General features: G+C 73.9%; 21 protein-coding genes and 1 pseudogene. 11 read left to right on the plus strand and 11 right to left on the minus strand.

Annotated features, from left to right (window positions below):
* Positions 1-70: 70 nt before the first annotated feature.
* Entirely contained in the window at positions 71-697 is a 627-nt protein-coding gene (gene trmB / locus ACIA6B_RS04260; protein ID WP_396771220.1) for a tRNA (guanosine(46)-N7)-methyltransferase TrmB, read from the minus strand.
* A gap of 151 nt (positions 698-848) precedes the next feature.
* On the opposite strand from trmB, the gene ACIA6B_RS04265 reads away from it, so the two are divergent.
* Positions 849-1,406, plus strand: coding sequence for a hypothetical protein (locus ACIA6B_RS04265; protein WP_281939442.1), 558 nt, complete (start codon positions 849-851; stop codon positions 1,404-1,406).
* A 431-nt stretch (positions 1,407-1,837) separates the two neighbouring features.
* A complete protein-coding gene (locus ACIA6B_RS04270) occupies positions 1,838-2,524 on the plus strand; it encodes a class F sortase (protein WP_396770828.1) in 687 nt (228 codons plus the stop codon).
* Positions 2,525-3,257: 733 nt separating this feature from the next.
* Here ACIA6B_RS04270 and ACIA6B_RS04275 read toward each other — a convergent pair.
* Genes ACIA6B_RS04275 through ACIA6B_RS04285 form a run of 3 tightly spaced genes read right to left on the minus strand, consistent with a single transcriptional unit; the run spans position 3,258 to position 5,357 of the window.
* Positions 3,258-3,578 carry an antibiotic biosynthesis monooxygenase family protein gene (locus ACIA6B_RS04275; protein ID WP_396770830.1) on the minus strand — a complete coding sequence of 107 codons (321 nt, stop codon included), beginning with the start codon at positions 3,576-3,578 and terminating at the stop codon, positions 3,258-3,260.
* 20 nt (positions 3,579-3,598) lie between these two features.
* A complete protein-coding gene (locus tag ACIA6B_RS04280) occupies positions 3,599-4,396 on the minus strand; it encodes an exodeoxyribonuclease III (RefSeq protein ID WP_396770832.1) in 798 nt (265 codons plus the stop codon).
* A 37-nt stretch (positions 4,397-4,433) separates the two neighbouring features.
* Positions 4,434-5,357, minus strand: a complete 924-nt coding sequence (locus tag ACIA6B_RS04285) for a proteasome assembly chaperone family protein (protein WP_281939447.1) — start codon at positions 5,355-5,357, stop codon at positions 4,434-4,436.
* 390 nt (positions 5,358-5,747) lie between these two features.
* Here ACIA6B_RS04285 and ACIA6B_RS04290 point away from each other — a divergent pair, with 390 nt between their 5' ends.
* The 3 genes from ACIA6B_RS04290 to ACIA6B_RS04300 all read left to right on the plus strand — a co-directional run bounded on the left by ACIA6B_RS04290 (position 5,748) and on the right by ACIA6B_RS04300 (position 7,635).
* Positions 5,748-6,611 carry a peptidase M23 gene (locus ACIA6B_RS04290; protein ID WP_396770835.1) on the plus strand — a complete coding sequence of 288 codons (864 nt, stop codon included), beginning with the start codon at positions 5,748-5,750 and terminating at the stop codon, positions 6,609-6,611.
* A 92-nt stretch (positions 6,612-6,703) separates the two neighbouring features.
* Positions 6,704-6,853 carry a hypothetical protein gene (locus ACIA6B_RS04295; protein WP_396770837.1) on the plus strand — a complete coding sequence of 50 codons (150 nt, stop codon included), beginning with the start codon at positions 6,704-6,706 and terminating at the stop codon, positions 6,851-6,853.
* Between the two features lie 38 nt (positions 6,854-6,891).
* Positions 6,892-7,635: an EcsC family protein gene (locus tag ACIA6B_RS04300; RefSeq protein ID WP_281939452.1), complete on the plus strand. Its 744-nt coding sequence runs from the start codon at positions 6,892-6,894 to the stop codon at positions 7,633-7,635.
* Positions 7,636-7,650: 15 nt separating this feature from the next.
* Here ACIA6B_RS04300 and ACIA6B_RS04305 read toward each other — a convergent pair whose 3' ends face one another.
* Entirely contained in the window at positions 7,651-8,496 is an 846-nt protein-coding gene (locus tag ACIA6B_RS04305; protein WP_396770839.1) for a GDSL-type esterase/lipase family protein, read from the minus strand.
* A 116-nt stretch (positions 8,497-8,612) separates the two neighbouring features.
* The gene (locus ACIA6B_RS04310) at positions 8,613-9,212 is read right to left on the minus strand and encodes an antibiotic biosynthesis monooxygenase (protein WP_396770841.1); all 600 of its coding nucleotides are present in this window, start codon (positions 9,210-9,212) and stop codon (positions 8,613-8,615) included.
* Between the two features lie 161 nt (positions 9,213-9,373).
* On the opposite strand from ACIA6B_RS04310, the gene ACIA6B_RS04315 reads away from it, so the two are divergent.
* From ACIA6B_RS04315 to ACIA6B_RS04335, 5 genes are all read left to right on the plus strand, one after another.
* The gene (locus ACIA6B_RS04315) at positions 9,374-9,637 is read left to right on the plus strand and encodes a DUF6343 family protein (RefSeq protein ID WP_396770843.1); all 264 of its coding nucleotides are present in this window, start codon (positions 9,374-9,376) and stop codon (positions 9,635-9,637) included.
* 11 nt (positions 9,638-9,648) lie between these two features.
* Complete coding sequence (locus ACIA6B_RS04320; RefSeq protein WP_396770845.1) at positions 9,649-11,061, plus strand: NADP-dependent succinic semialdehyde dehydrogenase; 1,413 nt, start codon at positions 9,649-9,651, stop codon at positions 11,059-11,061.
* Positions 11,062-11,148: 87 nt separating this feature from the next.
* A complete protein-coding gene (locus ACIA6B_RS04325) occupies positions 11,149-12,114 on the plus strand; it encodes a TIGR03885 family FMN-dependent LLM class oxidoreductase (protein WP_396770847.1) in 966 nt (321 codons plus the stop codon).
* Positions 12,115-12,151: 37 nt separating this feature from the next.
* Positions 12,152-13,732 (plus strand): Na+/H+ antiporter, encoded by a 1,581-nt coding sequence (locus ACIA6B_RS04330; RefSeq protein ID WP_396770849.1) that lies wholly within the window; start codon positions 12,152-12,154, stop codon positions 13,730-13,732.
* Positions 13,729-13,986, plus strand: a complete 258-nt coding sequence (locus ACIA6B_RS04335) for a UBP-type zinc finger domain-containing protein (protein ID WP_396770851.1) — start codon at positions 13,729-13,731, stop codon at positions 13,984-13,986. The genes ACIA6B_RS04330 and ACIA6B_RS04335 overlap by 4 nt, the downstream gene beginning before the upstream one ends.
* 12 nt (positions 13,987-13,998) lie before the next feature.
* On the opposite strand, the gene ACIA6B_RS04340 is transcribed toward ACIA6B_RS04335, so the two are convergent.
* The 3 genes and pseudogenes from ACIA6B_RS04340 to ACIA6B_RS04350 all read right to left on the minus strand — a co-directional run bounded on the left by ACIA6B_RS04340 (position 13,999) and on the right by ACIA6B_RS04350 (position 16,255).
* The gene (locus tag ACIA6B_RS04340; RefSeq protein WP_396770853.1) at positions 13,999-14,532 is read right to left on the minus strand and encodes a GNAT family N-acetyltransferase; all 534 of its coding nucleotides are present in this window, start codon (positions 14,530-14,532) and stop codon (positions 13,999-14,001) included.
* Between the two features lie 12 nt (positions 14,533-14,544).
* Positions 14,545-15,183: an MFS transporter gene (locus ACIA6B_RS04345; protein ID WP_396770855.1), complete on the minus strand. Its 639-nt coding sequence runs from the start codon at positions 15,181-15,183 to the stop codon at positions 14,545-14,547.
* 299 nt (positions 15,184-15,482) lie between these two features.
* A pseudogene (locus ACIA6B_RS04350) lies at positions 15,483-16,255 on the minus strand (HAD family hydrolase).
* Here ACIA6B_RS04350 and ACIA6B_RS04355 point away from each other — a divergent pair.
* Positions 16,146-16,730 (plus strand): GNAT family N-acetyltransferase, encoded by a 585-nt coding sequence (locus ACIA6B_RS04355; protein WP_396770857.1) that lies wholly within the window; start codon positions 16,146-16,148, stop codon positions 16,728-16,730. The pseudogene ACIA6B_RS04350 and the gene ACIA6B_RS04355 sit on opposite strands and share 110 nt — an antisense overlap.
* Here ACIA6B_RS04355 and ACIA6B_RS04360 read toward each other — a convergent pair.
* Together ACIA6B_RS04360 and ACIA6B_RS04365 are read right to left on the minus strand one after the other, a co-directional pair.
* Positions 16,708-17,028: a DMT family transporter gene (locus ACIA6B_RS04360; protein ID WP_396770859.1), complete on the minus strand. Its 321-nt coding sequence runs from the start codon at positions 17,026-17,028 to the stop codon at positions 16,708-16,710. The two genes, ACIA6B_RS04355 and ACIA6B_RS04360, sit on opposite strands and share 23 nt — an antisense overlap.
* 89 nt (positions 17,029-17,117) lie before the next feature.
* Entirely contained in the window at positions 17,118-19,727 is a 2,610-nt protein-coding gene (locus ACIA6B_RS04365; protein ID WP_396770861.1) for a glycoside hydrolase family 9 protein, read from the minus strand.
* Positions 19,728-19,811 lie beyond the last annotated feature (84 nt).

Below are 19,811 nucleotides of genomic sequence, written 5' to 3' on the forward strand. Positions count from 1 at the left end.
CTCCCATCGTGCCTGGGCGGTGCCGTCCCGCGCCAACCGGGTTCAGCGCTGCGGTGTCAGCGCACCGGTGTCAGCGCCGCCGGTGGATCAGGTCGAAGACGTCCCGACCGGCGGTCAGCGCGCGCCGCTCGAACTTGGTCACCGGCCGGTGCGCCGGGCGGGGAGCGTAGCCCCCGTGCACGTCGACCAGCTCCGGGTCGGCGGTCAGCGTCGCCCGCATCGACTCAGCGTACTCGGCCCAGTCGGTGGCGCAGTGCAGCGTGCCGCCGGGGACCAGCCGGGACCGCAGCAGCGCCACGTGCGCCGGCGCGATGATCCGCCGCTTGTGGTGCCGGGTCTTCGGCCACGGGTCCGGGAAGTAGACGTGCACCGCGTCCAGGCAGCCCTCGGGCATGGCCCGGACCAGGTCCAACGCGTCGCCCTCGGCGACCCGTACGTTCTCCAGCCGGTGCCGTTCCACCAGGTCCAGCAGGTTGGCGATTCCCGGCGTGTGCACCTCGACCGCCAGATAGTGTCGGCTCGGGTCGGCCGCCGCCATCGCGGCGGTGGCGTCGCCCATGCCGGAGCCGATCTCCAGCACCAGCGGCGCCCGCCGTCCGAACAGCGCCGCCGGATCGCACGGCCCGTCGAGGGCGGCGATCTCCAGGCCGTACGCGGGCCAGAGCCGGGTCAACGCGTCGCGCTGCCGGTCACTCATCCGGCCGCGACGTGGATGGAAGGTGCGGATGCGGGCGGTGGAGACGTCGGTGGTGGTCACAGCGACCCGAGCCTACGCGACCGACGCGGCCGTTCGGATGTGAGGTGCGGCCGGGGGTGAGAGGATTCATTCCCGTACGCCGGGAGGGGTCATGGGGTCAGTCAGGGGACGCGCGGCGCTGCTGGTCGCGGTCGGCGCGTGCGCCTTCCCGCTGCTCGGCGCCGTGCCCGCCCGGGCCGAACCGGTGCCCGAGCAGCCCGCCGGTGACGTGATCTTCGTGGAGGTCACCCCGGGCACGGTCGAGCCGGGTTTCCTGGTCGGCATCCGGGCCAGTTGCCGGGACAATTCGGTGCCCGCGATCGTGGCCTCCGACGCCTTCGGCAAGATCCAGGTGCAGCCGCAGCGCGGCCTGCTCACCGCCTCGCCGATGGTCAACGAGCGCACCCGACCCGGCAACTACCGGGTCAAACTGGAGTGCCCGAGCGGGGAGACCGCGTCCACCATGCTCCAGGTCGTCAAGCGGGCCCAACCCACCCGGCCGCCGAGTCACCCGCCCAGCCACTTCCCCAGCCGCGGCCCGGCGACCGGCTTCGGCGGCACCGCCGGCCCCGGCCTCGGCGGTCTGCTGGTGCCGATCGGATTGGCGCTGACCATGGTCGGCGCCGGTCTCGGTGTGGCCGCCTCCCGCCGGCACGCCGCCGGACGCTGAGGCCCGCCATGGCCGACCACGCCGCCCCACCGCCCGCCGGTTCCCGGCGCTCCGGCTGGCCGTTCCTCGCCCTGCCCCCGCCCGCCGCCCCGCCGCGATCCGCCGGCTTTCGTTCTGCCGCGCCGGCCACCGGCTCCCGGCCGGCCACCGCGCCCCCGGGCGGCTCGGAGCGGTGGAGTCCGCCTCCCGCCGGCTCGGCGTCGGTCGAGGCGCCGCCCGCCGGGTCCCGTCCGGCCACCTCGTCGTCGACGACGGGGGCGCGACCCTGGCTGCCGCCGCCCGCCGCCGTCCGGCCGTGGAACCCGCCACCGGCCGGGCCGCCTCCCGTGCGCTCCCGGCCGGTGGGCCTGCCTCCTGCCGGCGGATCGCCGTCCGGTCCGCCCCCGTCCGGTCCGCCCCCGTCCGGTCCGCCTCCCGTGCGCTCCCGGCCGGTGGGCCCGCCTCCTGCCGGCGGATCGCCGTCCGGTCCGCCGCCGGGCTCTGCGCCGAGGCGGGACCGGGGCCGGAGCCCGTGGTCGAAGCCGCTGGCCGTGGTGCTGGTACTGGTCGGCGTGTTCGCCGTCGGGGCCGGGCTCGGACGCACCGCCGGGCCGTTCGACTGGGCCGAGGCGTCGGCCGGGTCGAGCGCTGCCGCACCCGCGCCGACCACCGCACCGGCCCGGAAACCGGTCGGCCGTCCGGTCCGCCTGGCCGTGCCGGCCATCAAGGTCGACGCGCCGGTCACCCCGGTCGGTCAGGCGCGGGACGGGTCGGTGGACGTGCCGCCGCTGACCGAGACCGACCAGACCGGCTGGTACAACCGGGGCGCGGTGCCGGGAGAGCCGGGGCGGGCGATCATCGTCGGTCACGTCGACAGCAAGAGCGGGCCGGCGGTGTTCTACCGGCTCCGCGAGCTGAAGCCGGGCGCGCTGATCCGGGTGACCCGCGCGGACCGGAGCGTGGTGTCGTTCACCGTCGACAGCGTCGAGTACTTCGACAAGGCGAACCTGCCCGCCGCCCGGGTCTACGGCGACTCCGGCCCGGCCGAGTTGCGCCTGATCACCTGCGGCGGCACGTGGCTCGGTGGTCGCACCGGCTACGAGGACAACGTGATCGTCTTCGCCACCCGCACCCCCTGACCAACCTTCCGCCCACGACGACGGACCGGCAGACGTGTCACGTCCATGCCGTTTCACTCATGGCGCGCTGGCCGAGTGAGTGGAACGGTGTGCCAGAGGGGGCGAGGTTTGGGTGCGTCTGTGGTTGCCAGGGCGACAACAGGTGCACCCAAACGGCGTGATCAAGGCGGACCGCCGAGCGTCCGACGGCAGGGGTCAGACCAGCCCGGCGGGTCACCGACGCACGAGCGCGGCACGGGCGCTGCGCTGCGGTGGTTGAGACGACTGAGTCGGGTTCCCTGGGTTCGGCAAACTCCTGGGTTCCTGCCTCGCACGCCCACCTGTGGAGCACGACGCATGGGCTCCGCCCCCGGGCGGGGCTTGGTCATGCCCGCGTGGGGAGGGTGGTTTCGCGATGTCGATGGATCACCCTGACGAAGGCTCGACGTTCCGCAGGCTGTTCGAGATCAGGCGGACGCCTGACGCCCACTTCCGGGCGGCCGGCACTACGCCCCGGCGACCAGGATGCACGAGCTGCGTCGACTTCTTCAACCGCGCTCACTTGGACTGGGCGATCACGGAGTTCGCCGGCGTCCTCACGAGAATGGAGTCCAGGCGCTGACATCCGTCGATCACGTTGACCCGCACGCCGAGCGGAGCGCGGGGGCGAGGCTGCGATCAGTTGGTGTTCATGAGGTTGGCGGCGAGAAAACGGACGACGAAAGCCGCCAACCTCATGGTCGCCGGGGCAGGGTCAGGGGGTGTGGGGGACCTGGAGGGCCACCTCGAACTCCAGGAGGGTGGCGCCGGTGGCCACCGGCTTGCGCGGTTCGGCGCCCTCGGGGGTGGCGTGCGCGGCCCGGGACGAGCCCTGCGCCCACGCCTGGTACGCCTCCTCCGTCTCCCACCTCGTGTAAACGAAGTAGCGGGTCTCGCCGGCGACCGGGCGGAGCAGCTCGAAACCGAGGAACCCGGGGGAGTTCTCCACCGCGCCGGCCCGGGCGGCGAACCGCTTCTCCAACTCCTCGCCGGCGCCGGGCGGGACGTCGATCGCGTTGATCTTCACGACTGCCATGCCGTCCAGCCTACGGCGACTCAGAACGCCTCGACGGCGGGCGTCAGGTCGGCGTCGACCACGATCGGGGCGTGGTCGGAGGGGCCCTTGCCCTTGCGGGCCTCCCGGTCGACGTACGCGGAGCGGACCGCGCGGGCGAACGGCGCGGTGGCGTACACCAGGTCGATCCGCATGCCCTTGTTCTGGTGGAACATGCCGGCCCGGTAGTCCCAGTAGGTGTAGGGGTGCGGGCCCTTCATCGGGGTGGGCACCACGTCGCTGAGCCCCAGGTCGCGCAGCGCGGCCAGCGCGGCCCGCTCGGCCGGCGTGACGTGGGTGGAGGTGGCGAACAGCGCCGGGTCCCAGACGTCGGCGTCGGTCGGCGCGACGTTGAAGTCACCGCAGACGGCGAGCGGCCGGGCCGCGGCCACCTCCGACTCCAGCGCGTCGCGCAGCGCCGCGAACCAGGCCAGTTTGTACGCGTAGTGCGGGTCGTCCGGGGCGCGACCGTTCGGCACGTACACCGACCAGACCCGCACGCCGTCGCAGGTGGCGGCGATGGCTCTCGCCTCCGGCTCGGGGAACCCGGGCTCGCCGGGGAAGCCGACCGCCACGTCGGCCAGCCCGACCCGGGACAGCACGGCCACGCCGTTCCACCGGCCGTCGCTGTGGCTGGCCACCTCGTAACCCAGCGCGCCCACCTCGGCGACCGGGAAGGCTCCGTCCGGGCACTTCGTCTCCTGGAGACAGAGCACGTCGGGCTTCGTGGTGCCCAGCCAGTCGAGCAGCCGGGGCAGGCGGGCCTTCACCGAGTTGACGTTCCAGGTCGCCAGGCGCATGGCTCCAGCCTGCCGCATCCCGGCCCGCTCCGCCCGGTCAGCGTTCCGGGGTGTCGCCCGGGCGGGTCTGCTCGGCGAGGAAGCGTTCCAGCTCGGCGCCGAGTTCGTCGGCGCTGGGCAGCGGGCCGGTCTCGGTGGCGAGCAGGCTCTTCTCGCCGCGACCCCGGGCGAACGCGTCGTACTGCTCCTCCAGCGCCTGGACCAGCGTGGCCGCCTCGTCCGTCTGGGCCACCTGGCGGTCGATCTCCACCCGGATCGCCTCGGCCGCGGTGCGCAGGCCGTCGCGGGGCAGCAGCAGGCCGGTGCCCTTGGACACGGCGGCGAGCAGCGCCTCGGCGGCGGCCGGGTACTCGGTCTGGGCGACGTAGTGCGGCACGTGCGCGGCGAAGCCCAGCGCGTCGCGTCCCTGCTCGCCGAGGCGGTACTCCAGCAGGTGCCCGACGCTGGCCGGCACCTGCACCTTCTGGAGCCAGGGCTCGTGCCCGGCGATCAGCTCCGGCCGGGTGGCGTGCGCGGTGACGCCGCTGGGCCGGGTGTGCGGCACCGCCATCGGGATCGAGTTGAGCCCGACGGTGAGCCGGACGTCGAGGCGGGCCGACAGCCCGGCGACGGCGGCCACGAACCGCTCCCACTGGAGGTCCGGCTCGGGGCCGGTGAGCAGGAGGAAGGGGGTCTCGTCGTCGTCGTGCAGCAGGTGCAGCTCGACCTCCGGGGCGTCGTAGTCGGCCCAGTGGTCCTCGACGAAGGTCATCACCGGTCGGCGGGACCGGTAGTCGAACATCTGGTCGATGTCGAAGCGGGCGATGGTGCGGGCGTCCAGGGAGGTGAGCAACTGTTCGCGGGCCAGCCGGGTGGCGCTGCCGGCGTCGACGAAGCCGGTGAGCGCCTGGATCAGCACCGGCTGGCCGAGGTCGTCGGGCAGCTCGTCGGTGAGTTCGTAGAGCTCGTGTGGGTCGAGCACCGGTGGGTCCTCCCTGTCGACGCGTACGGGGGGCGTCGCGCGAACGCGTCCCCGATTCGGCAAACGTACCGGGGGGAGTGGTCCATTCCGTTACGGACCCGTCGACCGCTCGGCGCGTGATCACAATTCGGCCACGGCTCGGTCCGGCGGCCCATGCGTGGGTGGCCCGAACGGACGAGTTAGTCGATCATCGGCCGCTCCGCCGCCGGCCGCGTGCTTCCTGCCCAGGCCGACCGGCTGCGCGGCGGACCGGCGGTTGGCCCGTTCCGCGAGGTCGGCACCGTCCTGGGCGGGCCCGCACGCGAATGTCCCGCGGCGTCCCCCCGAAGTGTGGCAAGGACCACCCGTTGAGCCTGGGTGATCCCTATTTGCCCTGTCTAGCCTCGTCGGATGCGTGACAACGGCACCCCCGACGACCCGAACGACCCCGGCCGCCCGACTGACCGTTTGGACGATACCCCCTCAACCGAGTGGACAACCACTGCCTCGACGGGTGCCCGGCGTACCCGCCTGCGGGCGCTGCTGAACCCCCGCGCCCGGCTGGCGGTCGCCGCCGGCACGGCCTGCTGCCTCGGCCTGGTCGGCGTCAGCCAGCTCGGCCTCGGCGCCCCGGACCGCCCCGCCAAGCCCGCCCCCGCTGTGGGGCTGGCCGAGCGCGCGGCGCTGGACGCGGCCTCCCGCGGCCTGGCCCGGCCGAGCGCCGTCCCGACCACCCCGGCCACCCCGAGCGCCAGCCCGTCCCCGTCCCTGTCCCCGTCCGCGACACCGAAGCCGAAGGTCAAGGCCACGCCGAAGGCGAAGCCCAAGCCCCGCCGGATCGTCCCGGTGGCCGGCCTGAACCGCACCCAGATGGACAACGCCACGAAGATCGTGCGGGCCGGCCGGGAGATGGGTGTGCCGCGCCGTGGGCTGGTCATCGCGGTGGCCACCGCGATGCAGGAGAGCACGCTGCTCAACTACGCCAGCGGCGTGCTGCCCGAGTCGCAGAGCTACCCGCACCAGGCCGTCGGCTGGGACCACGACTCGGTCGGGCTGTTCCAGCAGCGGCCGAGCAGCGGCTGGGGCACGGTGGCCCAGCTGATGGACCCGGAGTACGCGACCCAGGCGTTCCTGGCCGCGCTGGAGGAGATCCCCGGCTGGCAGGACCTGCCGCTGTCGGTCGCCGCCCAGGCGGTGCAGATCTCGGCGTTCCCCGACGCGTACGCGCAGCACGAGTGGCTGGCCGGCGAGGTGGTGGCGGAGATCCTCGGCTGACCGAACCGGACGGTTGCCGGACGGCCGGTCCGGGTACCAGGAGGTTGCCGGTTCCAGGTACACATGAGGGGGACCGCGAACAGGAGGACGCCATGTCGCTGATGCAACGGATCACCACCTTCCTGCGGTCGCCGCGTGGTCAGCAGTTGGTCGACCGGGGCCGGCGCGAGATGGCCAAGCCGGAGAACCAGGCCCGGCTGCGGCAGCTCGCCACCCGGCTGTCGTCGACCCGTCGTCGCTGACCGGCCCACCCCCCGCCGTACGAACCCCGGAGCGTCCCGTGACCGACCCCGCCCCCGTCGACGGGGAACCCACCGCCGTCCCCGCCGCCCCGGTCCCGCCGGTGGAGGCGCCCGAAGCGCCGCCGGCCACGCTGTGGGACCGGATGCGCGAGGACCCGCAGTACGCGCCGGAGCACCTCGCGCTGGAGGCGGTGCGCCGGCTCGGCCCCGAGGCCGCGCAGTGGGCCGCCCGGGCGCGGGCGGAGCGGCCGGACGCACCCCCCGAGCAGGTGGCCGACCAGGCGGTGCGCAAGTTCGTCAACCACGCCCGGCTCTCCGGCGCGGTCTCCGGCGCCGCCGGGCTGCCCGGCGCGGTGATCGACGTGGGCGTGCTGGCCTGGACCCAGGCCCGGCTGGTGCTGCACGTGGCCGCCGCCTACGGCGTCGACCCGACCCATCCCGACCGGGCCACCGACCTGCTGGTGCTCCAGCGGGTGCACAAGGCCGCCGAGACCGCCCGGCTGGCGCTGGGCGTGGCCGCCGGCCGGGAACGCGCCGGCGCGTTGTTCGGCTCCGCCGGCAACCGGGCACTGGGTCGGGTGATGCTCCAGCTCGGCGTGCGGCTGGCCCGGATGGCCGGGGTCCGCGCCGCCAAGCGCATGTTCGCCAAGGTCGTCCCCGGCGCCGCGATCATCCTCGGCACCTGGGCCAACTCGTCGGCCACCAAGGAACTCGCCGACCGGGCCCGCGCGCTCTACCGGGTCGCCGGCCCACGGCAGCTCCCGGGCCCGCGCCAACCCTGACCGGGCCGGTCGGTCTCAGTCGCGGTCCCACCCGGAGGCGTTCCAGGCCACCTCGGCCAGCCGGCCCTGGCCGGCCGCGTTCGGGTGGAACCAGTCCAGCGCGTTGACCTGGTCCAAGCCGAACCGGTGGCGGTGCACCGCGCCACCGTCCCAGCGGCAGCGCGACCCGTACGCGCGACAGGCGGCGCGCAGCTCGTCGTCGTACGCCTCGATCCGGGCCCTGACCTTGGCCCGGCGGGCCGTCGCGGCCGGCGCGGTCGACGTGGCGTCGGCCAGCAGCGCCGGGCAGACGCCGCGCGACCAGGCCCGGACGGCCCGCGACTCGGTGTGCCCGAGCTGCCAGAGGCGGTAGAGGTCGGGGATGCTGACCACCAGCACCCGCGCCTTCGGCCGGCCCTTGCGCACCACCGCCAGCGCCGCGTCGACCTGGTCCCGGAACGTGTCGGCCGGGGTCATCGCGTCGACCCCGGCCCGGCACACGTCGTTCGCGCCGATCAGCACGGTGACCAGGTCCGCCTTGTCGCGGACCGCGGACCGGGCCTGGTCGGCGAGCCCGGCCGCGCGGGCGCCGGGCTCGGCCCGGTTGTACGCCCGCAGCGCCGGCGCGTCCGCGCGCAGCCGGCGGTAGACGCTCTCCACCCGCAGGCTGTCCCCGCTCGACCACGAGTTGCGTTCACAACTCACCAGCACCAGGCAGGAGCCGAAGCCGGTGGTGACCGAGTCGCCGAGCGCGGTCAGCACCCGGGGGTCACCGGACCGCGGCGTGTCGGACGGGCGGGGCGACGCCGAGCCGGAGCCGTCGCAGGCCAGCGCCACCAGCGCCGCGACGCAGGCGAGCGCGGTGATCCAGCGTCGAGGCATGCGGGTTCCCCCGTCCGGCGGCACCAAGCGGCGCGTCGACCCTATGCGCCTCGGTCGTCCGTACGGAAGGTCTGTCGCCCATCTTTCATTGACACCGGTCGTTCACATTCGCGGGCTCAGCGCCGCCAGGGCGCCGGCTGGCCGTGCAGCCACCAGTGCAGCGCCCGGGTGATCCGCGGCAGCACCAGGTAGGTCATCAGCGGGGTCAGCACGAGCGTCATCAGCAGCGTCCGGCCCGCCAGCGGCACGTCGGCGACGAACCGGGCGGTCAGCAGCGTGGCGGTGAGGCTGAGCGGGAAGAACGCCAGCCAGATGGTGACCGCCTGCTTCCAGCGCGGCGGCGCGGCCGGAGTCGCCGGCTCGGCCGCCCCGACCGTCTCCACCACGTGGTCCACCGGCCGGTCGAACCAGCCCTCGATGCCGGTACGGCGTTCCACCCGGGTCTGCTCGACGATGCCCTGCGCGGAGCTGAGCCACCAGTGCCGCTGCGGGGAGTCCTCCCAGCCGCGCAGCGTGTCCGCGTCGGCGAAGCGGTACATCACGTGCCACTCGGCGGAACCCGGGGCGCTGCGGACGAAGCCGGCGCCCAGGAACCCCGGGAAGCTCTCCGCGAGCGCCGTGCCGGCCCGCATCCACGCCACCATCTCCCCGGTACGCGCCGGGTCGGCGCGCCGCGAGACGGCGACGGTCACGGGCACCGCCTGCATCGTGGTCATGCCATCCTCTCCACCGCCGCGGGATCTCCGCCGGAACCGGCAGACCGATCCAACGCGTTCACCCCGCTGTCGCATCCGGCGCGTGCCCGCACCGTGGCCGGGATCACCGGTCGCACCCGCCGCGCCGGTTAACCCCGGCCGAGCCGGGGTAGCCGGGAAGAATGACCCGATCACAGCCCCGCCGCGCCCGTGGCACGGTCGGACACGCGAACAGCGCGCTGAACCTGCGCCTCGTGCTCGCCCTGTTCGGTGTGGTCGTGATGACCGTCCTCGCGGTGTTCGCGTTCGCCGCCGAACTGGCCTGGCTGGGCGTCGTCTGCGCGATCCTCGCCGTGGTGGCCGTGGTCGATCTGGTCGTCATCCAGCGCCGTCGCGCCGCCCGCCGCCGGGAGGAGCCGGGCGTGCGGCACTCGCTGTTCGAGTGACAGGAGTCGCCATGCCCATCGCCACCACCAATCCCGCCACAGGACAGGTGCTCAAGACGTACGACGCGATGTCGGACGAGCAGGTCGACGCCGCGATCGAGCGGGCCGACCTCGCGTACCGGCAGTTGCGGGACACCACGATCGCGCAGCGCGCCGGGTGGCTCACCGCCGCCGCCGACCTGCTCGACGCCGAGCGGGACTCCACCGCGCGGCTGATGACCACCGAGATGGGCAAGACGTACGCCGCCGCCAAGGCGGAGGTCACCAAGTGCGCCACCGCCTGCCGCTTCTACGCGGCCAACGCGCCGGCGATGCTCGCCGACGAGCCGGCCGACGCCGCCGCGGTCAAGGCGAAGCGGGCGTACGTCCGCTACCAGCCGATCGGAGCGGTGCTGGCGGTGATGCCGTGGAACTTCCCGCTGTGGCAGGTGATGCGCTTCGCCGCCCCGGCCCTGATGGCCGGCAACACCGGCCTGCTCAAGCACGCCTCGAACGTGCCGCAGACCGCGCTCTACCTGGAGGACCTGTTCCGCCGCGCCGGTTTTCCCGAGGGCGCGTTCACCACGCTGCTGGTCGGCTCCGACGCGGTGGGCCGGATCCTCGGCGACCCCCGGGTCCGCGCCGCCACGCTCACCGGCAGCGAACCGGCCGGCCGCTCCATCGCGCAGATCGCCGGCCGGGAACTCAAGAAGACCGTGCTGGAGCTGGGCGGCAGCGACCCGTTCGTGGTGATGCCCTCGGCCGACCTGGACAAGGCCGCCGAGGTGGCCACCACCGCCCGCTGCCAGAACAACGGCCAGTCCTGCATCGCCGCCAAGCGGTTCATCGTGCACACCGACGTCTTCGACGCGTTCGCCGAGAGGTTCGCCGCCCGGATGGCGGCGCTGCGGGTCGGCGACCCGATGGACGACGGCACCGACGTCGGCCCGCTGGCCAGCGAACGCGGCCGGGACGAGGTGCACGAGCAGGTGACCGACGCGGTGCGGCAGGGCGCCACCGTGCTCTGCGGCGGCGAGAAGCCGACCGGGGACGGCTGGTTCTACCCGCCGACAGTGGTCACCGACCTGCGGCCGGAGATGCGGATGTGGAGCGAGGAGGTGTTCGGCCCGGTCGCCGGCCTCTACCGGGTCGGCTCGTACGACGAGGCGATCGAGGTGGCCAACGGCACCAACTTCGGCCTCGGCTCGAACGCCTGGACCACCGACCCGGCCGAGCAGGAACGCTTCGCCACCGACCTGGACGCCGGCAACGTGTTCGTCAACGGCATGACCACGTCCTATCCGGAGCTGCCGTTCGGCGGCGTGAAGAACTCCGGGTACGGCCGTGAGCTGTCCGCGCTGGGCATGCGCGAGTTCTGCAACACCAAGACGGTGTGGATCGGCGAGGGTGAGGCCGGCGCGGGCGCCGGCGCGCACGCCGAGTGAGGTGTTGAGCGGGGGCCCCGCCGCTACCGGAGGCGTTGAGCGGGGGCCCTGCTTACATCTGCGCCGGCATGGGTAGGAGTGCTGCCCATGACGGCGTTCGGCTTCCACGCATCCCATGAGCAGATCCATCCGGCGAAGCTGCTGGAGGCGGTGATCCACGCCGAACGGGCCGGCTTCGACGCGGCCATGTGCTCCGACCACTTCTCCCCGTGGAGCGAGCGGCAGGGCCAGTCCGGGTTCGCCTGGTCCTGGCTCGGCGCCGCGCTCCAGGCCACCAACCTCTCCTTCGGCGTGGTCAACGCGCCCGGCCAGCGCTACCACCCGGCGATCATCGCGCAGGCCATCGGCACGCTCGGCGCCATGTACCCCGGCCGCTTCTGGGCGGCGCTGGGCACCGGCGAGGCCAGCAACGAGCACATCACCGGCGACGTCTGGCCCCGCAAGGAGCTGCGCAACGCCCGGCTGCGCGAGTGCGTCGACGTGATCCGGGCGCTGCTGGCCGGCGAGGAGGTCAGCCACGACGGGCTGGTCACCGTGGACCGGGCCAAGCTGTGGACCCGCCCCGAGGAGCCGCCCGCGCTGGTCGGCGCCGCGGTCAGCGTGGCCACCGCCCGCTGGTGCGCCGAGTGGGCGGACGGGCTGATCACGGTCAACGCGCCGGTCGACCACCTCCGGCAGATGATCGACGCCTACCGGGACGCCGGCGGGCGCGGGCCGCTGCACCTCCAGGTGCACGTGAGCTGGGCGCCCGAGCAGGCCGAGGCCGAGGCGATCGCGTACGAGCAGTGGCGCAGCAACGTGTTCGCGCCGCCGGTCTGCTGGGACCTGGAGACCGCCGAGCACTTCGACGTGGTCAGCGCCGACGTGCCGATGTCGAAGGTCACCGACAGCGTCAACGTCTCCGCCGACCTGGGCCGGCACGTCGGCTGGCTCCAGGAGTACGTCGAGTTGGGCTTCGACCAGATCGCCCTGCACCACGTGGGCCAGGAACAGCGCGCGTTCCTCGACGCGTTCGGGGCCGAGGTGCTGCCGAAGGTCCGCCCGACCGCGTGATCACGGGCCGGTCGGGGGACGCCTAGGCTCGTACCCCATGGAAGCTCTGTTCGAGGTCGTGGTGTTCCTGGCGATCGCCACGTTCGGGGCGGCGCTGGCCCGCCGGCTCGGGTTGCTCGCGCCGATCCTGCTGGTGGTGCTCGGCCTCGCGCTGTCCTTCCTGCCGTTCTTCCCGCACGTGCGGCTGGAACCGGACCTGGTGCTCGTCGGCATCCTGCCGCCGCTGCTCTACGTGGCGGCGGTGAACACCTCGGTGCCGGCGTTCCGGCTCAACCTACGGCCGATCCTGCTGCTCGCGGTCGGGCTGGTGATCTTCACCGCGTTCGTGGTGGGCACCGTGGTGCACCTGTTCCTGCCCGACCTGCCGTACGCGATCTGCGTGGCGCTCGGCGCGGTGGTGGCGCCGCCCGACGCGGTCGCCGCCACCGCGGTGGCCCGGCGGGTCGGCCTGCCTCGGCGGGTCGTCACCATCCTGGAGGGCGAGAGCCTGGTCAACGACGCCACCGCGCTGGTGCTGCTGCGGGTGGCGATCGTCGCGGCCACCGCCAGCACCGGCGGCGTCGGCGTCGGCTACGTGGCCCGGGAGGTGCTGATCGCCGCCGGTGGTGGCGTCGTGGTCGGGGTGCTGGGCGTGGTGGTCTTCGGTTACCTGCACAAGCGCATCACCGACCCGGTGCTGGACAACGCGCTGTCGCTGATCGTGCCGTTCGCGGTGGTGTACGCCGCCGAGGAGATCCACGCATCCGGCGTGGTCGCGGTGGTGGTGACCGGGCTCGGCATCGGCCACAAGCTGCCGATGCTCATGTCGGCCGGCTCCCGCCTCCAGGTGACCGCGTTCTGGCGACTGATCCAGTTCCTGCTGGAGGGGCTGGTGTTCCTCCTGGTCGGCCTGCAACTGCCCGAGGTGGTGCGCGACCTCGACGAACCGGTCGGCTCGCTGGTCGGGATCACCGCCGCGGTGCTCGCCGCCGTCTTCCTGTCCCGGTTCGTCTGGATGTTCCCGGCCACCTACCTGGCCCGGCTGGTGCCCCGGATCCGGCAGCGCGACCCCGCGCCGCCGGTGCAGTTCCCCATCGTCATCGGCTGGGCCGGCATGCGCGGCGTGGTGACGTTGGCCGCCGCGCTGGGTCTGCCGCTCACCCTCGCCGACGACCGGCCGTACCCGCGTGCGCTGCTGATCTGGCTGGCCTTCGCGGTGATCGTGGTCACCCTGGTCGGGCAGGGCGCCACCCTGCCGTGGCTGGCCCGGCGGCTGCGGCTGCCCCCGGACGACCCGGTGCAGGACGCGCTCTCCGCCGCCGGCGTGCAGCAGCGGGCCAGCCGCGCCGCCCGGGAACGGCTCGACGCGCTGGCCGGCGACGCGCCCGAGGCGGTGGTGGAGCGGCTGCGCGGGCTGACCACGTCCCGCGCCAACCTGGCCTGGGAACGGCTCGGCGGCACCGACCGGGAGACCCCCTCCCAGGCGTACGCGCGGCTGCGGCAGGAGATGATCGACGCCGAGCGGGAGGTGTTCCGGGCCGCCCGCGACTCCGGCCAGATCCCGGAGGAGGTGCTCACCCGCGCCTACCGTGATCTGGACCTGGAGGAGTCGCTGCTACGACAGGAGGTTCTCGAATGAGCTGTCCGCACCTGACCGGGGCCGGCGACGCCGAGCCGGTCACCACCACCGAGTGCCCCGACTGCGTGGCGGTCGGCAACCGGGACTGGGTGCACCTGCGCGCCTGCCTGACCTGCGGGCACGTGGGCTGCTGCGACTCGTCGCCGTACCAGCACGCGAGTAAGCACTTCGGGTCCACCGGCCACCCGGTGATGCGGTCGATCGAGCCGGGGGAGTCGTGGCGCTGGTGCTTCGAGGACGAGGAGATCGGCTGACGTCGGCGGCGCTCAGTCGAGCCGGCGGGCCAGCACCTGCCCCGGCCACGGCGGCCGACCCGGTCGGATCACCGTGAACGGCTCGGTGGCGGTGAAACCGCAGCCCTCGTAGAAGCGCACCAACGCCCGGTCGGCGCTCCGGAAGCAGTCCACCCGCAGCAGGCCGAGCCCGCGTTCGCGGGCCAGATCCGCCGCGTGCGCGAGCAGCCGTGCGCCGACCCCCCGGCCCGCGTACGCCCGGTCGGTGACCAGCAGGTTGACGTACAGCTCCGGCCCGGTGGCCGGCGGCACGTACTCCGTCGCCGCGCCCACCACCAGCGCGCCGACCGCCGTGCCGTCGATCTCGGCGAACCACAGGCCGTCGCCGTGGGCGTAGCCGTCGGCCTGCGCGATCCGGCGGGGGTCGGTGGAGGCCGCGCCGGTGCCCCACTGCTCGGGCCGGCCGCGTTCGACCAACCACGCGATGGCGCTGTCGAACAGCCGCAGCACGGTCGGCGCGTCCGCCGGGCCGCCGGGACGGATGGTGATGCTTCCCCGTTCGGTCATCCCGTCATCCTGCTACCCCGGGGTGACAGGTTGCCCGGTCGGTGCTCCGGTGGGCGCCGGCCGGCTCGCCACCGCGCGGCGGACCAGCGGCGGCAACCGCAACAGCAGCGCCGCCGAGAGCAGGTAGGTGGCCGCGTTGCCGACCACCAGCACCTGGTACGCCCGGTGGGTGTCCGCCGCCAGCGCGATCCCGGCCAGCGCGGTGCCGACGCTGATGCCCAGGTTGGCCACCGCACGCAGGGTGGCGAACGCGTGCACCCGGCCGGTCGGGCCGCCGACCGCGGCGGCCAGCGCCGCCCGGACCGCCAGGTTGCCGGCCGCCAACAGCGCCTCCGGCACCGCCACCGCCAGGAACGCCGCCAGCGAGTCGACGAGCAGGTACGCCGCCGCGGCGAGCGCCTGGCCCACCTGGAGCACGGCGCGCAGCGTACGCGGGTCCCACCGGTCCGCCAGCCCGCCCACCGGCACGCTGGCGGTCAGCCCGACCAGGCCGGCGACGGTCAGCCCGGCGCCCACCGAGGTGGCGGAGAGGCCGACGTCCCGGGTCAGGTACAACGCGCCGCCGGCCAGCCAGAGCCCGGTGCCGACGGTGTTGGCCAGGGTGGCGGACGCCAGCGTGCGCAGCGGGCCGGGCGGCGGGGCGAACCTCACCCGCGCCGGACGGGCACGACCGTGGCGACCTCGATGCGCACGACGCCTTCGTTGACGGTCATGACAGCGACGCTAGGGCCGGGCATGCCCGACGGGTGCCCCGACCGGGGCGACACCGATCACATCGGACGGCCCGGTCGAGGGCTCGAACGCTCGGGCGTGTCGCGGCGGCAGGATGGCGGCGTCGCGAGCGATATGACACCTGGTCATAATTATGACCGAGCGGTATATCGTGTCCATCCACATGGTCGCGCTGACGCGTCACGCACCGTGACGGCGGGTGGGCCCTCCCGGCACGGTCACCGAGTGGCCGACCGCTCCCGGGGGTGCGGCACCCGGACCGACGCCATCCCCGCCGCCGTCGCCGCCGCCACGCCGAGATCGGTGTCCTCGAAGACGAGACAGCCGGCCGGCTCGACGCCGAGCCGTCGCGCGGCCAACAGGTAGCCCTCCGGGTCCGGCTTGGGCCGCGCGCAGTCCTCGGCGCAGACCAGCGTGTCGAACCGGTCGAGCAGGCCCAGCGTGGTCAACGACGCGGTCACCGACTCCGGGTGCTGCCGGAGACGACCGCGAACGGCACCCGCCCGTGCGCGTCCTCGATGTGCGCCAGCACCTCGGGCACGGCGCTCACCCCGGGCAGCAGTCGCTGGAACAGCTCCTCCCGGCGGCGCGCCACCGCCTCGACCGGCATGGCCAGCCCGTGCCGCCGGTTCAGGTCGACGACGATGTCGACGACCGGCCGGCCGCCCCAGGCGTAGAAGAGATCCTCCGGGAACTCGCAGCCCCACTCGGCCAGCGCCGCGCACCAGGCCCGGTGGTGCACCGGCATCGAGTCGACGATCGTGCCGTCGCAGTCGAACAGGTACGCGCGGAAGTCGCCGGCCGGCAGCGGAAGGGTCACCGGTGCAGGGTACGCCGAAATCCGCTCGCCTCTTTCCCTCCGCTCTGTCAGGGTCGGCGCCGTGCCGCAGACCAGAATCGCCCGCGCCGACGAACTGACCGGGATCCAGCGCGTCGAGGTGGCCTCCGGGGCCCCGTTCCGCGACCTCGGCATGCACCTGGTGGCCGACATGCCGCCGTTGCCACTGGAGGCGCTGGCCGTCGGGCAGCGTGCCGGCCGGCTGCGGGTGGCGGTCGACGCGGCGGATCGGCCGATCGCGTTCGCGCTCGTCGACCTCGTCGACGGGGCGGCCCACGTGCAGCAGCTCAGCGTCGACCCGGCGTACGCCCGGCGCGGCATCGGACGGGGCCTGCTCGACGAGGTGGCCGCTTGGGCGGCGGCCGAGGGGTGGCCGGCGTTGACGCTGACCACGTTCCGGTCGGTGCCGTGGAACGCGCCCTACTACGCGCGCTGCGGGTTCCGCGAGCTGGCCGAGGCGGAGCTGACCCCGGGCCTGGCCGGGTTCCTCGCGGCCGAGGCGGCGCTCGGCTTCGACGCGTCCGACCGGGTCGCGATGCGCCGGCCGGTCGGCCGAACCGACCCGGCGACCTGGGCAGGCGGGGTGGGGACCGGGCCGACGTCGGTCAGTGGGCGCCGCCGAGGTTGAGCACCACCACGCCGGCGATGACCAGCCCGGCCCCGACGACCTTGGTGACGCTCAGCGGCTCGCCCAGGAACGCCGCGCCGACCGCCATGATGGCGGCGGTGCCGAGCCCGGACCAGATCGCGTACGCCACGCCCACCGGGACGTCCCGGACCACGAGGGCGAGCAGCCCGAACGCCGCCAGGTAGCACGCCACCAGGCCGATCGTGGGCCAGAGCCGGGTGAAGCCGTCGCTCGCCTTGAGCAGGCTCGTGCCGATCACCTCGGCGGTGATCGCGAGGGCCAGGAGCAGGTACGCCATCGGAGGACCGTACCTGCCGACGTCGCCGACCGCGCGGTGACGACGCCGGACGGGCGCCGCCACCGCACGGTCGCGGGGACGGGAACGGGTCAGGAGATGGTGCAGGCCCTCCCGTTCAGGGTGATCAGGGTGGGATCGGGGTTGGGGGCCCCGGAGCCGGTGCCGTTCAGGCCGAACGTGGTCGACGCGCCCGGTGCCAGCGTGGCGTTCCACGCCAGGTTCTTCGCGGTCACCGTGGCGCCGCTCTGGGCGACCTGCGCCGACCAGGACTGGCTCACCTTCTGGTCGCCGGTGAAGGCCCAGCGCAGGCTCCACCCGTTCACCGCCGACGTGCCGGTGTTGCGCACCGTCACCTGGGTGGTGAAGCCGGACGGCCAGCTCCCGTGGGTGGTGTAGGTGACCGCGCAGGTGGGCGTCGGCACCGCCGCCGCGTCACCCTGGTCGGCCAGGAACGAGGCGAGCCAGGCCAGCGCCGAGTTCCAGTTGATCGCCACCTCGTTCGTCGCGTACGAGTTGATGTCGTCGACGTAGCAGAACATCGGCGCGCAGCCGGCGAGCAGGTTCGCCGCGTACGGGTCCTGGAGCGCGGCGTTCGGGCCGCCGGCGAGCGAGCCGGCCGGCGGGGCCGGCAGGTCCGGGTTGAGCTGGTGGCCGAAGATCCGGCTGTGCTGGTTGTGGGCGTTCTGCTCGCCCCAACCGGTCACGTAGGACATGTTCAGCGCGTTGCGGCCGAACAGGTAGTCGGCGGCCTGCACCGCGCCGTCCCGGTACTTCGCGTTCCGGCTCAGGTCGAACGCGGTGGCCAGCACGATCGTGTTGTTCACGATGTTGCTGTTGCTGCCCCAGACGTACGCGTCGGCGGTGCCGGGCATCGGCAGCCCGTACGCCTGGTCGGCGATCGTGGCCAGGTAGCGGTCCGCGGCGGCGGTGATCGACGCGCGGATCCGGGTCTTCTCCGCCGCCGGGAGCGTGTTCGGCACGGTGGCCAGGTCGAGCCGGCCCAGCGCGGCCACGCTCTGCCACCCGAACGCGCCGTTGGGGGTGAACACGTCGGCGGTGTGCAGCGGCGAGCCGGTGACGTCGGCCAGGTACGCCTTGTCGCCGGTGGTCAGCCACAGCTCGGCCGCGGCCCAGTAGAACTCGTCGGTGACGTTGTTGTCCTCGTACGCGCCACCGCCGGTGCCGTCGCTGGCCGAGGCGTAGATCGCCGGGTGCGCCTTGGCCGCCGCGTACGCGGTCTTCGCGGCCGTGCCGCAGCGGGTCGCGAACGCGGCGTCGTACGGGGCGAACAGCCGCGCGCACTGGGCGGCGACGGCGGCCAGGTTGAGCGTGGCCGCGGTGGACGGCGGGTGCAGCTCACGCACCTGCGGGTCGTCCTGCGGGGCGAGCGGGAGACCGGTCCAGTTCTGGTCGTGGATCTTGTGGTGGACCATCCCGGCCAGCGGCTTGCCGGCCGGCACCTGCATGCGCAGCAGGAAGTCCAGCTCCCAGCGGGCCTCGTCGAGCACGTCCGGCACGTCGTTGCCGCGCTCGGGCACCCGCAGGGTGGCGTCGCCGAGCGCCGCGCCGCCGTCGGCGGTCTCCGCGGTCTTGGTGCGCTCGAACGTGTTGAGTAGCTGGTAGGTGGCGATGCCGCCGTTGACCACGTACTTGCCGTGGTCGCCGGCGTCGTACCAGCCGCCGCGCACGTCCAGCTTGTAGTCGCAGACGCCGGGCTGGCAGGGCACGTCGGTGTCGCCCTTGTTGGGGGCGACGTCGAGGTGGCCGGCGGGGCGGGCGTACTCGTCGCCGATCAGGTCGCCGTCGATCGCGATGCCGCTGCGCTGGGCGTAGAAGAACTGGAGCGAGTCGGCGCGCAGCCGGTCGTAGAGCGTGCCGGAGATGTCGAACGGGTGGCTGGTCTCCCCGTCGACGGTCAGCGTGTAGCCGGTTCCGGGCGTGCGGTACGCGGAGAAGTCGACGGTCTGCACGTTCTGCGCCGACGCCTCGTCCACGCCGCGCGGGGTGGTCTCGCCGCTGGCCACCACGGCCCCGGCGGCGGACTTGAGCTGCCAGGGCAGCGCCCCGGTGGCCTCGGTGACCACGGTGGCGTGCTTCGGGCCGCCGGGCAGGTAGCCCACCTGGTTGACCCGGACCCGGGGACCGGTGTCCGGCTCGTACGGCGGGGCCGCCTCGCCGCCGCGCAGCGACACGTTGTCGAGGCAGAACGTCTGCGCCTGCGCGCTGCCGCCGACCTGGAAGATGAGCTGCGCGCCGGCGTTGTCGGCCGGCGCGGTGAACGTGGTGGTGACGTGCTTGGCGGTGCCGGTGGCGGTGGCGTCCACGCTGGCGTACGTGGTGTACGGGGCGCTGCCGAGCTGGAGCACCGCCTTGAGCGCCGCCCCGGGGGTGGCGGAGACGTCGAAGGAGAGTTCGTACTCGGCGCCGGAGATCAGCGGCACCGCGTCCTGGCCGATGCCGGCGTCCCAGGGGTTGGCCGTGCCGGCGGCGACCGTGGTGCAGAGCCGGCCGTCGGTGACCGCCAGCTCGCCGGTGCCGTAGGAGAACCAGGGGGAGACGCCGGCGCTGAAGTCGCCGTTGCGGAGTTGTTCGGGGGCGTCCGGTGGCACCTCGGCGAGGGCCGGGCCGGCGGTGGCGCCGGTGAACGCCAGGGCGGCGGTCGCGGCGAGCGCGACCAGCCGACGACGGGAACGGGTCACGGAGGGTTCCTTCCGTGCTTCGGGAGTGACGGTGGGGGAGCGGCGGGAGCTGGGAGCGCTCCCAATATCAGGCCGATGTTTCCA

Source organism: Micromonospora sp. NPDC051141 (assembly GCF_044455765.1).
Classification (GTDB): Bacteria; Actinomycetota; Actinomycetes; order Mycobacteriales; family Micromonosporaceae; genus Micromonospora.

Coding starts and splice junctions, on each gene's coding strand:
- trmB (WP_396771220.1), bottom strand. CDS start 697: ATGAGTGACCGGCAGCGCGACGCGTTGACCCGGCTCTGGCCCGCGTAC.
- ACIA6B_RS04265 (WP_281939442.1), top strand. CDS start 849: ATGGGGTCAGTCAGGGGACGCGCGGCGCTGCTGGTCGCGGTCGGCGCG.
- ACIA6B_RS04275 (WP_396770830.1), bottom strand. CDS start 3,578: ATGGCAGTCGTGAAGATCAACGCGATCGACGTCCCGCCCGGCGCCGGC.
- ACIA6B_RS04280 (WP_396770832.1), bottom strand. CDS start 4,396: ATGCGCCTGGCGACCTGGAACGTCAACTCGGTGAAGGCCCGCCTGCCC.
- ACIA6B_RS04290 (WP_396770835.1), top strand. CDS start 5,748: ATGCGTGACAACGGCACCCCCGACGACCCGAACGACCCCGGCCGCCCG.
- ACIA6B_RS04295 (WP_396770837.1), top strand. CDS start 6,704: ATGTCGCTGATGCAACGGATCACCACCTTCCTGCGGTCGCCGCGTGGT.
- ACIA6B_RS04305 (WP_396770839.1), bottom strand. CDS start 8,496: ATGCCTCGACGCTGGATCACCGCGCTCGCCTGCGTCGCGGCGCTGGTG.
- ACIA6B_RS04310 (WP_396770841.1), bottom strand. CDS start 9,212: ATGACCACGATGCAGGCGGTGCCCGTGACCGTCGCCGTCTCGCGGCGC.
- ACIA6B_RS04315 (WP_396770843.1), top strand. CDS start 9,374: ATGACCCGATCACAGCCCCGCCGCGCCCGTGGCACGGTCGGACACGCG.
- ACIA6B_RS04320 (WP_396770845.1), top strand. CDS start 9,649: ATGCCCATCGCCACCACCAATCCCGCCACAGGACAGGTGCTCAAGACG.
- ACIA6B_RS04325 (WP_396770847.1), top strand. CDS start 11,149: ATGACGGCGTTCGGCTTCCACGCATCCCATGAGCAGATCCATCCGGCG.
- ACIA6B_RS04330 (WP_396770849.1), top strand. CDS start 12,152: ATGGAAGCTCTGTTCGAGGTCGTGGTGTTCCTGGCGATCGCCACGTTC.
- ACIA6B_RS04335 (WP_396770851.1), top strand. CDS start 13,729: ATGAGCTGTCCGCACCTGACCGGGGCCGGCGACGCCGAGCCGGTCACC.
- ACIA6B_RS04340 (WP_396770853.1), bottom strand. CDS start 14,532: ATGACCGAACGGGGAAGCATCACCATCCGTCCCGGCGGCCCGGCGGAC.
- ACIA6B_RS04360 (WP_396770859.1), bottom strand. CDS start 17,028: ATGGCGTACCTGCTCCTGGCCCTCGCGATCACCGCCGAGGTGATCGGC.